This window comes from Fulvivirga sedimenti (genome assembly GCF_020328055.1).
Genome location: NZ_JAIXNE010000003.1, coordinates 1173020 through 1189120, shown reverse-complemented (window position 1 = coordinate 1189120; position 16101 = coordinate 1173020). Strand labels below are relative to the sequence as shown.

General features: G+C 44.6%; 11 protein-coding genes and 2 tRNA genes. 10 read left to right on the top strand and 3 right to left on the bottom strand.

Translation table 11 applies throughout. The features are described 5' to 3' along the window. Positions 1-6 precede the first annotated feature (6 nt). Genes LDX50_RS17535 through LDX50_RS17520 form a run of 4 tightly spaced genes read left to right on the top strand, consistent with a single transcriptional unit; the run spans position 7 to position 7808 of the window. The gene (locus tag LDX50_RS17535) at positions 7-2283 is read left to right on the top strand and encodes a patatin-like phospholipase family protein (protein ID WP_225698606.1); all 2277 of its coding nucleotides are present in this window, start codon (positions 7-9) and stop codon (positions 2281-2283) included. Between the two features lie 34 nt (positions 2284-2317). Continuing rightward, positions 2318-4738, top strand: a complete 2421-nt coding sequence (locus LDX50_RS17530) for a mechanosensitive ion channel family protein (RefSeq protein ID WP_225698605.1) — start codon at positions 2318-2320, stop codon at positions 4736-4738. Between the two features lie 37 nt (positions 4739-4775). Further along, the gene (locus tag LDX50_RS17525) at positions 4776-7160 is read left to right on the top strand and encodes a TonB-dependent receptor (protein WP_225698604.1); all 2385 of its coding nucleotides are present in this window, start codon (positions 4776-4778) and stop codon (positions 7158-7160) included. Positions 7161-7214: 54 nt separating this feature from the next. After that, positions 7215-7808: a hypothetical protein gene (locus LDX50_RS17520; protein ID WP_225698603.1), complete on the top strand. Its 594-nt coding sequence runs from the start codon at positions 7215-7217 to the stop codon at positions 7806-7808. A gap of 127 nt (positions 7809-7935) precedes the next feature. On the opposite strand, the gene LDX50_RS17515 is transcribed toward LDX50_RS17520, so the two are convergent. Further along, complete coding sequence (locus tag LDX50_RS17515) at positions 7936-8340, bottom strand: hypothetical protein (protein WP_225698602.1); 405 nt, start codon at positions 8338-8340, stop codon at positions 7936-7938. Positions 8341-8342: 2 nt separating this feature from the next. Between LDX50_RS17515 and LDX50_RS17510 the strand changes: the two genes are divergently transcribed. Then, positions 8343-9152, top strand: a complete 810-nt coding sequence (locus tag LDX50_RS17510; RefSeq protein ID WP_225698601.1) for a 5'-nucleotidase, lipoprotein e(P4) family — start codon at positions 8343-8345, stop codon at positions 9150-9152. Positions 9153-9655: 503 nt separating this feature from the next. On the opposite strand, the gene LDX50_RS17505 is transcribed toward LDX50_RS17510, so the two are convergent. Continuing rightward, on the bottom strand, positions 9656-10096 hold the full coding sequence (locus LDX50_RS17505) for a cytochrome B (protein ID WP_225698600.1): 441 nt from the start codon (positions 10094-10096) through the stop codon (positions 9656-9658). Positions 10097-10125: 29 nt separating this feature from the next. Beyond that, a complete protein-coding gene (locus LDX50_RS17500) occupies positions 10126-11766 on the bottom strand; it encodes a S8 family peptidase (RefSeq protein ID WP_225698599.1) in 1641 nt (546 codons plus the stop codon). A gap of 418 nt (positions 11767-12184) precedes the next feature. On the opposite strand from LDX50_RS17500, the gene egtB reads away from it, so the two are divergent. The 5 genes from egtB to LDX50_RS17475 all read left to right on the top strand — a co-directional run bounded on the left by egtB (position 12185) and on the right by LDX50_RS17475 (position 16002). Next, the gene (gene egtB / locus LDX50_RS17495; protein WP_225698598.1) at positions 12185-13432 is read left to right on the top strand and encodes an ergothioneine biosynthesis protein EgtB; all 1248 of its coding nucleotides are present in this window, start codon (positions 12185-12187) and stop codon (positions 13430-13432) included. 9 nt (positions 13433-13441) lie between these two features. Beyond that, on the top strand, positions 13442-14377 hold the full coding sequence (gene egtD / locus LDX50_RS17490; RefSeq protein WP_225698597.1) for an L-histidine N(alpha)-methyltransferase: 936 nt from the start codon (positions 13442-13444) through the stop codon (positions 14375-14377). 61 nt (positions 14378-14438) lie between these two features. After that, a tRNA-Leu gene (locus LDX50_RS17485) sits at positions 14439-14523 on the top strand. Positions 14524-14674: 151 nt separating this feature from the next. After that, positions 14675-15817, top strand: coding sequence for a hypothetical protein (locus LDX50_RS17480; RefSeq protein WP_225698596.1), 1143 nt, complete (start codon positions 14675-14677; stop codon positions 15815-15817). Positions 15818-15920: 103 nt separating this feature from the next. Beyond that, positions 15921-16002: transfer RNA gene (locus LDX50_RS17475), tRNA-Leu, on the top strand. Positions 16003-16101 lie beyond the last annotated feature (99 nt).

The window sequence follows — 16101 nt, the reverse complement described above, 5'->3', positions numbered from 1 at the left end:
GATGTTATGAAATTTATGTCTTTCCTGATCCTGCTTACCCTCACTGTCGGCGGGTTATTTGCTCAGTCTGCAGAAAGACCAAAAATCGGGTTGGTGTTGAGTGGGGGTGGCGCCAAGGGAATGGCCCATATTGGCATACTTAAAGAACTTGAAAGCCTGGGTATCAGGCCGGATTATATAACGGGGACGAGCATGGGAAGTGTGGTTGGTGGTTTGTATGCTGCTGGTTATACGGCCTCTGAAATTGAGGAAATTGCCCTTGCCATCAACTGGGATGAGTTGCTGAGCAATAATACCTCGATGAATCAGATCAATTATCAGGAAAAGGCCTATTACGAGCGTTACCTGATTGAACTGGGATTAAAAAAGGGGAAGATCGAGTTACCGCAGGGACTGATCGACGGTCAGCGTTTGTCTGAGCTGCTGTCCAAACTCACACGCCATGTGCATCATATCAACGATTTTAATGAACTTCCTATTCCCTTTGCGTGCGTGGGTACCGACATTGCTACCGGACAACCTGTTGTGATGCGCAGCGGATCCCTTCCGATGGCTATTAGGGCTAGTATGGCCATTCCTTCGATATTCACCCCGGTTGAACGGAATGATACCTTGTTGGTTGATGGGGGACTGGTTCGCAATTTTCCCGTTCCGGAGTGCCAGGAAATGGGAGCAGATATTATCATTGGTGTTTTTGTAAGTGGAGGTCTTCTGAAGAAGGAAGAACTTAAATCTGCGGTGGACGTCCTTTCTCAATCCGCCTTTGTTATGAGCGCACTGGATTCTGAGGAGCAAATGAAAAAGTGCGACCTGTTGATTGAACCTGATATTTCATCATTCAGCACTATGGGATTTGAAGATACGCCGGCCATTATCCGGAGCGGTGAAGCCGCGGCAGAAGCAGCCCGGCCGGCACTCAGGGCCCTGGCGGATTCGCTCGGACTCGTTCCATTCGATGTTAATGAACTGATTCCTGTCCGACCAGATTCGTTCAGGATAGCAAATATTATCATTCGAAATAATATCCATACACCCGACAGCTATGTAAAAGGAAGACTGCGGATTGACGAAGGCTCAACTGTATCAATTGGTTATATTGATGATCGTGTAGACGTCCTGTTCGGATCCAGGAATTTTGATAAAGTGGTCTATGAAATGATGCCCAACGGAGATGAGTATGATTTAATACTTACCGTGGAAGAGGCACCACAGGCGCAGATCAAACTGGCCCTCCATTATGACAATGAAAATGGGGCGGGAATCAATCTGAATTTTACAAAGCGGAACCTTCTGCCTGCGAGTCGGCTTGTGCTCGAGTTTGATTTGGCTGAAAATCCCCGCGGTGATGCCAACTTCCTGAAGTATATGGGGGCACGGCAAAACTGGATTGCTAAGGCCGGAATAAATTACCGCAGCAGTGACGTGCCCATCGTAGATTCAGACGACCGTCAGGAGGGCATTTTCCGGAATCGTTACCTGAATCCCTATTTTACAATAATAAATTCCAAACGACGAAATTATCAATGGGGCGGTCTCTTTCAGTACGAATCCTCCCTCCTCAAGCCGGAAGTAGCCGGAGAGGAACTGCGTTTTTTGAACAGATTTGACTGGCGCAGTTATAGCGTACAGACTTTTGCTGACTACAATTCGTTGAATGCCCGGTATTTTCCAACAAAAGGTGCTGTCTATGGTGGATATATAAAATACTCTTTTCCAAAACGATACAACATTGAATTAAGTGATTCGCTGGGAACAGTGGAACTTCCACTTGATATAGAAAATTTCCTGACATTCGAAATTCATCAGGAAAATCACTGGCTTCTTTCCTCCAAATTTTCAATTGGACTTAAGAATGCGATGGTCATGAATTTTATCGACAGGTCGAACCCCCTTATAGGTATAATTCCTTTCATTAACGACCAGCAATTCGTAGGTGGATTCCGTCCGCAGCTTCGAAACAGCTGGCAGCTTTGGGGCTCCGAACAGCTTATGTATATAAGTGATCACATGTATTACAACGAGATTTCCATACAGTATCAACCCATCTCTAATTTATATCTGCAGGTGGTTAGTCAGTATGCCAACGCGCTCTATCCCATGAAATGGTTCTACGGCGATACGGAGGACGGCAATTATGATTTTCCGGATGGTAAGCATGAAATATGGAGTTACGGTGTGATGGCATCCTACGTCACAATTCTGGGTCCGGTATCAGCAGGAATCGCCCATGTTAATGGTTCAAATTCCTGGAATAGTTTTGTAAGTATTGGCTTTTACTTCTAAACCATGTAATTTGAACGGACATCACGATTTACCTATGCGGGCAATAATACTCATTGTTCTTTCTCTGTTCTTTCTATTTCAAAATTCGTTTTCTCAAAAAGCGGATTCGCTTTCCAGTGTTCCCGGACCGAAGACAGCTTCGGATTTAATTATTGCATATGAAGAAGGCTCCCAGAAGCTGCGTGAAATAAGCAGGGCCCTAGCCTCTGATTTCAAGACAGAACGTATCCGGCAGGATTTCAACATTCTACACGAACAGCTTAACAAATATTTTACCATTGACAGCGCCTCTGTAACCGAATTGAGTCTTAGTAGAGTTAATGATCTGATCATCATTTTTGAACGGCGGCACAATGAACTGAATACCTGGCAGAATCAACTCACTGCCCTAACAAAACAGTTGAGTAATTACAAGATCGATATTGCCAGGATGAAAAAGCAGATGGCGGTGAATGTTACAGGGCTGAATCAGCGGGAACTTGATTATTACAACAACCGGTTTGTTCCTATTATTGACAAGGCTGATAGCCTAAGTGAACGGGTTGATCAAAAGCTGGAAGAAATTCTGAACCTGGAATATACGGTTTCCCAGGATTATGCAAAAACATTGAATCGGATTGAGTCTCTTCGGTTGTACCTGCGTGAGTATTGGAGTAATGTGACGAAAAGAGAATCAGGTACATGGAAGTTTTCATTATCGGGTGAAGGATCTCAGAATATGTCCTCCACGGTGCGTAACACCGTCTGGAGGATTGTTGGATTCTTTCGGGATAATAGTTCGAGGACCGGAATTCTGATTATCTGCCTGGTTATTATATGGTACTCAATACGAAAAATCAGAAGCGTAGAAAGAAAGGAAGATGCAGAGGATGAATTCACAAGTTTGTATTTAAGTCCGCTTGCCACGGCAGCAGTATTTGGTGGAGCGCTTTTTCCCGTGATTATGCCACCGACAACGACACTTATGTATGACTTTGTCATTCTGTCAACATATTTTCCTTTCCTGTTTTTGTTAAGAAAAACAATGGAGCGGGATATGCTGAGGCGCTACCTGGTATTTTTTCTTGCTTTTCTAATTCTCAAGTTTCAAAACCTCCTGTTGCCAGTTTCCGGATATTCAAGTTTTATTCTGATATTTTGTTCGGGGGTATTTACCTATGTTCTTCTCACGAGTTCGGTAAGAAAGTACTTTCAAATCCGATGGAACTGGATAAAAGTATTTAACTGGATCCTGAGCTGCATATCTGTATCGGGATTGGTTTTTGTTTTCATCAACAGGCCCACATTAGGAAGGATCCTGATAAATGGTGTGGGTGAGACCCTGGCTATTGCAATGGTATTGATTTATTTGGCCAGCTGGATGGATCAGCTTATTGAATTTCTTCGAAGACGACCCTATTTCCAGCGTCTTTCAAGTGACACGGCGAAGCTGAATGACTTCTGGGAAAAATGGCATAACCGTATTTATTTCTTACTATTCATATTATTTATAATTGCCTTCCTGCGTAATTTTAATGTTTACGCGGACATTAAGGCGAGTATTGAGCTATTTCTCACTACAGATCGGACAATTGGTGAACTGACATTTACCGTAGGTGGTATTGCCCTGTTCGTTATTGTCCTTCTGATTTCCACAAATTTATCTTCCACAATAAAATTCCTATCTGAAGATAAGTCGTTTTACCGAAGTCAGAAAAGAACGGCCAACCTTTCAGTTATACTTCGGTTTTTCATCATAACACTTGGCTTTTTGCTGGCACTTGCGGTGTCCGGCATTCCATTGGATAAAATTACAATCATTCTGGGAGCACTGAGTGTTGGTATTGGATTCGGTCTGCAAAATATAGTTAATAACCTCATTTCTGGTCTGATTCTCATTTTCGAACGTCCCATTCAGTCGGGAGATATTGTGGAGGTTCAGCAGACGATGGGAATAGTGAAGGACATCGGTATTCGTTCCAGTGTGATCAAAACTTATGACGGAGCAGAGGTCATTGTCCCTAATGGGGATTTGATTTCCAATTCGGTCGTGAACTGGACACTAAGCAATAAACATCGACGTGCAGAAGTACGTGTAGGTGTGGCATATGGTTCAGATGCCACAAAAACTATTGAAGTACTGGCCGCAGTGGTGGCAGATCATGATAAAATTTTAAAACTTCCGAAACCAATGGTTCTCTTTGATGGATTTGGAGATAGTTCGCTTGATTTCAGGGTTTTATTCTGGACTTCCGATATTGATAGCTGGCTTGCAACGCGGAGCGAAATTTTAACCGAAGTCTACGATGCACTTGCCAAAGCAAAAATTGAAATCCCATTCCCGCAACGGGATCTGCATATCCGATCCTGGGAACCGGGTGCCGGACCTGACCAAAAGAAACCAGCCCCGGTAAAACCTGCTCAGAAGCCCCGCTCGAAACCTGAATCAACCGACGATCGAAAATCAAAAAAATAGTAATGCAACACAGTTGCACAATTGCTATTTTTGCACCATGCGGTTCATCATACTGTTGTGTTTGCTATTGAATGTTGCCTCTGCCATTGCACAGGATAAGTGTGATTATGTGGTGGAGGGTACCGTTTATGACCTTTCTTCGCGTGAACCGCTTCCATTTGCCAACGTACATATTGATGGCACAAATAAGGGAGCCTCAACAAACGAGAAAGGATATTTCAGGATTGAAAATATTTGTAAAACCGAATTCGATCTGATTTTTACCTATGTGGGGTATAAACAAGTGATTCATCATCATGATGTTCATCATGAGCTTCCTGAGATATTTCTGGCTCCTGATGCGTATACCCTCCAAAGTGTGGTTGTTGAAGCTGATAAACTGGAGGAATATGTGCAATCCATTTCCTCACAGTCCATCGATGGGCGGGATTATGAAGAATTGAATACAGGTAACCTGGCGGATCTCACGGCAAACATCAGCGGGGTTAGCAGCATTTCCACGGGTCAGAATATTTCAAAGCCCATGATACACGGACTCCATAGTAACAGGGTTGTAATCATTAATAATGGCGTCCGCCACGAATTCCAGAATTGGGGGCAGGAACATGCCCCGGAAATTGACCCTGAACTGGCGACAAGCGTTTCTGTTGTAAAAGGTGCCGGAACCGTTCGTTATGGTCCGGAAGCATTGGGAGGAGTAATTCTCCTAAACGGACCGACCATGGAACTCCATGAGAAATTAAAGGGTAAGATTGGGATGCAGTATCAGTCCAATGGAAGGGGAGTGGAAGCCAATGGGGAGATCAGACAGGGTGGTGAACGTATTTCATGGATGGCGCAGGGAGGTTATACGCTGCAAGGTGACCGGAGAGCACCGGACTACATGCTCACCAATACCGGTAAGCGGGAATGGACCGCAGCTGGAGGGATTCGCTATCACCGTCCGAATTTTGATTTACGCCTGCTTTACAGTCACTTCAGCCAGGAGCTGGGCGTATTACGGAGCTCCGTTACTGGTAGCCTGGAAGATTTGAACAATGCTATCGAGAGTGATGTCCCCCTGATTGTAGATCCCTTCTCCTATGAGATTAACAACCCGAGGCAGCGTGTCGACCATGATATGGTGAAGCTCAATGGCCAGATCCACGGGAAGGACCAACTCCTCGAAATTACGTACGCTTTTCAGCGGAACCTCCGCCAGGAATATGATGTAAGAAGGGGAGTATTGAATGAACGTCCGTCCATCGACCTGGAACTTTTTAGCAATAGCCTGGATATCGACTGGCTGCACCCGTCGGTAGGTGCCTTTGAGGGACGGATGGGTATGCAATGGACATACCAGGATAATAATAACATTCCGGGCACGAATACCGTGAACTTTATACCGAATTACAACCTGAACAGATTCGGAATTTATCTGATTGAATCATTGTCGAAGGGGCAAAATGAATTTGATTTTGGCATTCGCTATGACTACCAGTACGTTTCGGTTCGGGGAAGGGAACAGGATAATTCGGTTTATGCAAGTACGCTGAGTTTCCAGAATTTTTCTGCCACCGCGGGGTGGTACCGAAAGCTCAGTAGTAACTGGAATTTCAGGAGTAATATTGGAACTGCCTGGCGCCCCCCCAATGTCTTTGAGTTATATGTTTTTGGTAAGCATCAGGCAAGTATTGAATACGGCCTATTCCGATATGAGAGACAGGAAGACGGGACCATCGATACAGACGTGATCCTGGATGAAAATGAAAAGGATATTTTTTCTGAGATCGGTTACAAATGGGTAAATACCTTCACGCGTTCTAAAGGTTCTACCGAAATGGAGATTACTGGTTACGTGAATTATATCCGAAATTTTATTTATGCCACACCGGCCGGGATCACCCTGACGGTTCGAGGCGCCTTCCCGTTTTTTGTTTATGAACAAACCGACGCCATGCTGGCAGGTATCGATTTTACCACTCGGTTTACTCATAGCAGTGAATGGATGAGCGAGGCGAAAGGTAGTTTTCTTTATGCGAGGGACGTTTCGAAACAGGATTATTTTGTGGAGATGCCGCCGGTACGTATTGATTACAACCTGGTTTATTCACCCTCATTCGGGAGTGAGCATGACCTGAAGTTCAAAGCCGGATTTACCTATTTGTTCCGGCAGTTCATGGCGCCGGATGTTATCCCGGTAAGTGATTTTCTGGAGGGAAATCCTCCCGAAGTTTCCGAAGGCAATTTTGATTTTACAGAAACGCCGGATGGGGTAATGCTTGTGAGTGCGGGTATCTTCGGAAAATGGAACCGATTCGATTACTCCCTTCAGGTTCAGAATCTGCTGAACCAGTCCTACAGGCTCAATACAGATTCATTTCGATACTTTGCCGACCAGGCCGGAATAAACCTGCACATTAAATTGACATATAATTTTTAATTCTACTTGCAACAATGTTGCATATTGAATAGTTTTGTCAAAAATTTAAAAACTATGACAAGACTCATTTCATTTTTCGTACTCTCAGTTATGTTGTTTGCATTCACCGGCTGTGGCGACGATGATGTTCCGCCAGTGGAAAACGTAGAGGAAGAGATCACCCAGGTATTGCTTACCTTCACTAATACCCAGGATGCGGGTGATGTGGTAACGGCGGAATGGCTGGATGCAGATGGCGAAGGTGGAAATGCACCTACGGTGGATGATGTTGTCCTGGATGCTTCAAAGTCATATTCGCTTTCAATCGAGTTTTTCAATACCCTCGAGACACCTGCTGAGGATATCACAGAGGAGGTAAGCGAAGAAGCGGATGAACACATGATCTTCTTTGGATTCTCAGAAACCGTGTTCGCAAACCCTGATGGCAATGGTAACATCGACAGCAGAGCGGATGCCGTTAATTATGATGATGAGGATACCAATGGCCTTCCACTGGGACTTCTAACCTCATGGACGACCAGTGATGTTGCATCGACAGGAACATTCCGGGTTGTGTTGAAGCACCAGCCCGGGTTGAAAACCGCCACCAGCACATCGGCTGATGGTGAGACGGATGTGGATGTGACCTTTCCCCTGATTTTGCAATAGTCATTTCTGACAGTTGAAACTGTTGATTTCCCAGCCCCGGTTCTTCCGGGGCTTTTTTTGTTATTCAGATAGACGTCATACCAACGATTCCCTTTAGCAGCTTGCCCATCTTTTTCTGCAGTAATTGCTACCCGGGTTTACCCGTAAAAGGGGAATGGTTCTTCAGAAACTGCCCGTTATAATATTCAAGTATATCGCGGGTCTCCAGCATCTCGTCCCAGGTGGTACGCTGTATGTCTGTGAAGAGAACCGATTCAGATTCATTGATGACGGCAATAATGTAACCCGACTGGCCATCACAGCTGTAGTAGTAAAGTGATCTGGGTGACCGGTACCGCGAAATGTTGATGCGCTGTACATAACGGAATGTTCTTGACGTAATTTCCGAAATAAGTTCATCCGGAGTCTTATCTTCGTTTTTGATAAGGTGACAATCGGTGTTTTCAGGATCCATTTTGAAATTATGTTCAACCTGGCTAAACCCTTGAATTCCCAGAAGCACCAACAGCATCAAAAGACTAATCCGAATCATACATGAAAGTTACAAATTTACCTTCGATTATCCTTTTTGCGAGTATTGTGTTCTTTTCGTGCGGGAGCAGCAAGGTCGCCACATCATCTGATCCCTATGAGCAGGCACTGGCCGAACAGGGCATGGGAGCCACATTATGGTTTCAGACATCTGCAGAGATGAGAGCCGCGTATTACCAGGCATATCAATATGGCCGGATGATCCTCGAAAAGAAACTGGCCCTTCAGAATTATGACAATCCGGCAATCGTATTTGATATTGATGAAACACTGCTGGATAACAGTCCGTACCAGGCCTGGCTCATTCATAATGGCAGGACGTATTCCTCCTCCACCTGGAAGGACTGGACAGATCAGGCCAGGGCAGAGGCCCTTCCCGGAGCCCTGGAGTTTGTTGCGTTTGTGAGGAGCAAGGGCATTGATGTCTTTTATATTTCCAACCGAAAAACAACTGAGCAGAAGTCAACAATGGAGAACCTGAAAGAACTGGGTTTTCCGCAGGTTACGGATGAACACGTACTTCTCCGGTCGGCCAGCTCCGATAAGACTGAACGTCGGAAACGGGTACAGGACTCCCATGAAATATTGCTGTATGTGGGCGATAATCTTACCGATTTCAACCAGGTATTTGATGCACGGGGAGCTGATTACGGGAAGGGCCTGGTGGATCAGTACCGCCAGGAATTGCTCAATAGCTTTGTCATGTTGCCCAATCCGATGTATGGTGAATGGGAGAGGGCCGTACTTAGGAATGAAACCGGACTTTCCTCTCAGGAACAAGCGGCACGGCGAAAAGCTGCTTTGAAAGAATGAATAATTGAAGGGTTGCAGGTTTTTTATGCGACCGCCCGCTCCGCAGGGGTCGATTGACTGAATGCCATATATCTCACATATGTGACCCACGCTCACGCATGGGTCAATTACCACGGTTGGCATTAGACTCTTGACCGTTTTATTCTTTCAAATCCACTCCTCTAGTTCAGGGGTCGGTTTAATTTATGCAACGCGACACACAGATGTGGCCCACCCGTGACTATGTGTTATCTCAGAAATTCCAACATTATTTTGGTGCAATACAAGTCGACCCCTGTAAAACGGGGGTCGAATATGTGAGCAAATGATCATAAAACAGAACGACCCCTGTGGAACGGGGGTCGCATAAGTGAGTAAATCATCGTAAAGCAAAACGACCCCTGCGATAGCGGGGGTCGCATATGTGAGAAAATGACCGTCCTATAGAACGACCCCTGTAAAACGGGGGTCGCATAAGTGATTCGATTATAAAAAAAGGCCACCCTTGTGGGGTAGCCTTTTCTTTAAAACCATGCGGTACCATAATCCTGGAATGGCCATGGGATCCCTGCGAGAATCAACAGCAAACCAAGAAGATAAAATACCAGTATATTCCGGAATTTCTTGCCTTCATCGATGGCGCGTTTCGACCTGCTGTAACCGATGGTTATCAGCAGGACGGCGAGGATCATAATGAATATATGCTCGACCAGGAAAAATCTGAGTATGTCATTACTCATTGATTCAACCGAGAACACAACTTTAGGGCTGATGAAGTAAAGAATCAGGCCAAGCACCAATTGCAGGTGTGTGAAAACGAGTGCCATTAATGACAGCCTTTTATCACTTCGCAGGAATGGTCTGTTTCCATTGGTCTTTCCAATTGCATTACCAATTGCGATCAAAAGGGTGATAAGAACGATCCACCTGAGTCCTGAATGGGTATGCGTTAAAATTGAATACATAGTTTACCTTTTAGGTTACAATATACAAATTAATCCTTCTTGCCAATGGTAAGCGTTTCCGCCATTTTAACGGCCTCATACGCATTGATAAGACCACCGCTGATGGAAAGTTCAGAAAAGTCCACCAATTCCTCGGAACCGGGTCTTTTCACTTTCAGGTTATCAAATTTTCTGGAGGATTTGTTCAGAATATCACGAACCTGTGTTGCAGTGAGGTCAGGATAGTATGACATCAGCATTGCTGCTACACCCGCTGTGGAAGGAGCGGCCATACTGGTTCCATTATAACTTTCATAAGAATTATCGGGGGTAGTGGAATAAATATTTACACCGGGTGCAAATACATCCATGGTCTTCTTTCCGAAATTCGAAAAATTACCCACAAAATCACTGTTGTCCCCGGCAGCCGATGCACCAATCTCCAGCCAGTTTCCGGCCGACTTTCCATCATTAAAATTCCGCGACGGGTAATTGTCCGATTTATCAATATTTTTCGAGCTGTTCCCTGCTGCATGAACCATCAGTACTCCCTTCGATTCGGCATATTTGATTGCTGCATCCACCACTTCCTTCTGAGGGGAATAAGATTTCCCAAAACTCATATTGATGATACTGGCACCGTTGTCTACCGCATACCGGATGGCATTTGCAACGTCCTTGTCCCGCTCGTCGCCATCTGGTACTGCGCGAACCACCATAATTTTTGCATTCTCCGCGATACCCTGGATTCCCAGATCATTATCACGGTTGGCCGCGATGATGCCTGAAACGTGCGTACCATGGCTGGGATCATGACCTTTTACATCGTTATTGCCGTAAATGCGCTCGTTCGGGTCTGAATAATTATCACCTACGATCGTGCGCGGATCAAAGTCGGTATTGTAAGCATAGTTTACCTGATCACCGAAATATTTTACAGCACCTTCAAGTTCAACAGCGATGTCTTCGAAGTTTACATCTTCGCCAACCTGCTGGAAGATCATCCCAACCAGGTTTCTTGCCTCCAAAATCGTGGAATCCTGAGACCGGATGCCTCTCAGGTCATTCAGACTCAATGTATCAACGTCGAGATAGGCTTTCAACAGGTTATTGTAACGCACTACGTTCTTATACAATCCATTGTAAAAAGCATATTGTGATGCAGCCTTTTCATATGTTTCTTCAAAGTCCTTCTTTACCTTGAGAAAATAATCATACTCTGCGCGGTCTTTCTTCTTTACAGATTTTTCATCGATATCACCGAATTTTTCAGAGAGGCGTACATATTCACGAGTCATTTCATGCGTATCCTGCTCCACATTTCCGTCGGCACCGCCAATGAAATTCCAGCCATACCGGTCATCAATGTAACCATTGTTATCGTCATCGATTCCGTTCCCTTCAATTTCATCCTCATTGATCCATATCTTTCCCTGCAGATCTTCATGATCAATATCCACACCTGAATCAATTACTGCTACAATCACAGATTTTGACTCGCGCTTTTTTTCTTTCAGGAAACTATAAGCTTCATCCACACTCAATCCCTGAACCTTATCCTTCGCAGGATCCAGTACAAACCAGTTTTGCGGGGTACCGCCTTCAGAATACTGTTCCTGCGACATTCCTGTGGTAGAAACTGATATGAAAATCAGCAGGCTAACCACCACTTTCATTAAATTACTTCTCATTTTAAACGTTTAAATTTTTTCCAAAAATTTTCCCAAATATACGTTTTCCGCCATTACTAACACGTAACATGCTGTGAACGGTTCGGCTGAAGAAAGAAATCCTTCAAATTTGCTCAACATCTTACAAATGTGGTACCATAGTCAAACTAAAACCGGAAAAAAAATGTTTTCTTAGTATCTTCATGAACTAACTTAGTTGTATGATCTGATAACAATTCTAACCGTTAAAGTGATGTTTCTCATAGCAATAGTGTCGATGGCGATTTTTTTTGGGGTATTCTTCTATGCCGCTGTGAAGGCACATCAACGTTCACATACCGTTGAGATCGCGAAACATCACTGAGTCAATCATAAAGTTTCCTTATTTCTGTTTAAACAAACTGCTGGTTCTTAACTTTATAAAGTAACAGGACCAATTATGTTAGCAGTTGATTCATCTCCCTTTACCAAGTTCCTTCTCGTGCGGCAACGTTCCGAGGAAATTTGCAAGCCGCTTGAAGCTGAGGATCATGTCGTGCAGCCTATTGTCGATGTGAGTCCGCCTAAATGGCACCTGGGTCATACCACATGGTTCTTTGAAGCATTCATACTTCAACCACTCAAGTCGGATTACCAGGTTTACGATGATACCTACGCTTTTGTATTTAATAGTTATTATGAGGGAAAAGGAGCCAGAATTATTCGAACGAATCGCGGAAATCTCACGCGTCCGACAGTGGATGAGGTTCTAGATTACCGTCACTATGTGGATGAACAAATGGCCGCGCTTCTCGAGGCAGATCCCGGTCCGGAGTTACTCAAACTGCTTGCGCTGGGTCTGAACCATGAACAGCAGCATCAGGAATTACTTCTGTATGACATAAAATATATTCTTGGTACGAATCCATTATTCCCTGCGTACCGGGAGTTCAGAAGTTATGAACTTCAGACAAGTCCTGAAATGAAATGGCTTGACATCGATGAGGGATTACACATGATCGGGCATGAGAATGAAGGATTCAGCTTTGACAATGAACATGGCAGGCATCAGGTTTTCCTTCATGGGGCACGAATTGCAGACAGACTGGTGACAAATGGTGAATACCTGCAATTCATGGCCGACGGCGGGTACACCAACTACCGTCACTGGCTTTCAGATGGGTGGGATTGGGTAAATGCAAACCAGGTACGGGCACCGTTCCATTGGCATATAACCGATGAGGGATGGATGAATTATTCACTTAACGGAGGGTTGCTTCCGGTTGACATGAATGCCCCCGTACAACATGTCAATTATTTTGAGGCCGATGCTTTTGCCAAATGGGCGGGATACCGGCTGCCTACAGAATTTGAATGGGAAGTGGCCTGTCGTTCGCACGGGGATGCCGGCGTGGGTAATTTTTTCGAATCCAATTATCTTCAGACCATGGTAGTCGGGCAGTCCGGCCATCAATTCTACGGAGACGTTTGGGAATGGACGTCAAGTGCCTATCTTCCATATCCGTATTACAAGGCACCGGAAGGAGCCGTAGGGGAATATAATGGTAAGTTTATGGTAAATCAGATGGTACTGAGGGGCGGTTCATATGCTACCCCAGGCGACCATATCAGGGCAACCTACCGGAATTTTTTTCAACCGCAGCATCGATGGCTATTTTCCGGTGTTCGACTCGCTGCCTATCAATAACAGGAATTAATGATACAACAGTTTGAAAAGGACGTCATAGCCGGCCTTTCTTCCAAGCCAAAACAACTTGCTTCCCGCTACTTTTATGATTCAAAGGGTGACCGGCTCTTTCAGCAGATCATGGGGTTGGATGAATATTACCTGACCCGCAGTGAATATGAAGTGCTGGATACCAATAAGGCGCAAATATGCAGGTCAATCAGGGTAGATGAATCTCCTTTTAATCTGCTTGAATTTGGAGCCGGGGATGGGTTCAAAACAAAAGTGCTGTTACGGCAGCTGGTTGAGCAAGACGCCCGTTTTACGTACCGTCCGATCGATATTTCGGATAATGCGATTTCCAGTCTTACCGAAAATCTTTTGAAAGAATTGCCCGGGCTTCATGTTGCAGGAATCCGCAATGAGTATTTCAGTGCGATTAAAGCGCTGGAGAATGCATCAACGCGAAATGTTGTTTTGTTCCTGGGGTCAAATATTGGAAATTTCACAGATGATCGTGCCGTGGTGTTTCTTTCTGAATTGAATGAAGCCCTTCATCCCGGCGATATGGTCCTCATAGGTTTTGATCTAAAAAAAGATCCGCGAAAAATCCTGGCGGCTTATGATGATTCCAGCGGAGTTACGGCCGCTTTTAATTTGAATTTACTGGACCGCATAAACCGCGAGCTTGGGGGAAATTTTGATCTGGATGCATTTTCACACTATCCCGTTTATGATCCCATTTCGGGGCAGGCGAGGAGTTACCTGATTAGCCGGAAGCAACAAACGGTACAAATTGGAGAGCATTCATTTGAATTCAGGCCATGGGAACCCATACATATGGAAATCTCAAGAAAATTTGATCCCTATGAAACGGATGCACTTGCTGCCGCATCGGGATTTACCGTCGTGGAACACTTTTTTGATTCAGAACGTAATTTTCTGGATACGCTCTGGAAGAAATGAAAACTATTGGTATTAATATTTTTTCGTATTAGTTTTGCCACCCTGAAAACAAGATCTACCTGCGCACGTGGCGGAACTGGTAGACGCGCCAGGTTGAGGGCCTGGTGGCCATTGCGGCCGTGGAGGTTCGATTCCTCTCGTGCGCACGACCCTGTAGCATACGCTACGGGGTTTTTTTGTGGCCGGGAATGAAGATCATTTTGCGATTCAATTGATTCATTCTTATTGAGGAATATCATAAGATTTCCGGGATCATTTTCTTAAATTCTGATCCGTTAGCAATCAACGCCCCTTTTTATGAGAGTTTGGCCTTTCATTCTACTATTCATTCTTGGCTTTAGCCTGCCGTGTTCCGTAAATGCACAAAGCAGGAAGGAGAAAAGACTTCAGGAGAGTCAGCGAAAGCAATTTGAGCTAAACAACAATTATATCGCCATGAATATGCATGAGCTGCTTACGGTGTATTCGAAGCGTATTGAATGGAAGATTGACAGTTTAATTGAAGATGAGCCCTCATCAGAAATGCGCATGAACCAGATCGCATTGAAATCCTTGTTGCTGGGTTCGATCGCCGAAACAAGCATTCATCCTGATCCGCTGGCTGCAGCCATTGATAGTTGGGTACTCTGTTATCAGCTGATTGATTATTTTGAATCTGAGCAATGCAGCAAAATTTACGGGTTGGCCTGTCCTGAAATGCAATCCTTATTCACTGAGTATGTAACCAGCTATATAAACGGATTAAGCAAGTATATTTCTGATGAAGACAGGGCAAGCTTACGAACATATGCCTCCCGGTATCCTGTACAGGATGATTATCTGAGCCGTCGTTCCATCATTTTTGAAATTTCAAATTGGATCAGTTCCGATCAGTTGGGTATCAAGGGAGGAATCTTATCAATGCCGGACCTGATGCGGTATATGGGAAATCAGCTCGAATATTTTTCAGCAAATATGCCTAAACAGGTGGTCTGGCAAATGGATAAAAGACTTAGTGCACTGCAGGCCGACAGCATGATGACCCTGCTGACTGATATGCAGCGAATGCTGGATGCCAGTGCCAGTCTGCTTGAAAATACTGAAGACATTATACAAGAAAACCGGGATACACTTCTTGCAAACCTGGACTATCAGCGTCGCGTAACTTTATACATGATCCGGCAGGAACGCATAGAGACATTAAAGGCTCTGACCCAGGAACGCATCGAAATTTTAAATGCAGTTCGACAGGAACGGCTGGGTATTCAAAATTTTGTGGAAGACCAGCGTGTGGCGATCACTACGGATGTATCCTCAGGTTCAACAGGCATGATGAATCAGTCCGGTGAGATGGTCAGGGAATTGATCGACTATATGTTTATACGGGTATTGATCCTCGGCGGACTTTTTGCCGGTGTGATCTTCCTTGCGATCTGGTTCTATAAAAAACAGTCGGCATAAAGATTCGGGTCTGATTGTTTCCTGCATATCCCAGAAAGAAATAAAGCGGCGGGTTTTACTTTTTGGTATTAATTACACTATTTTTGCAACGTCTTACAAAAACGCGCACGTGGCGGAATTGGTAGACGCGCTGTCTTCAGGCGGCAGTGCCTTCGGGTGTGAAGGTTCGACTCCTTTCGTGCGCACAAACCCTGTAGTATTCACTACAGGGTTTTTTTATTCGTATTAGAGTCTTTATATATACCAAAATTCTTTACTATCTTGTCATGCTCAACAACGAATAC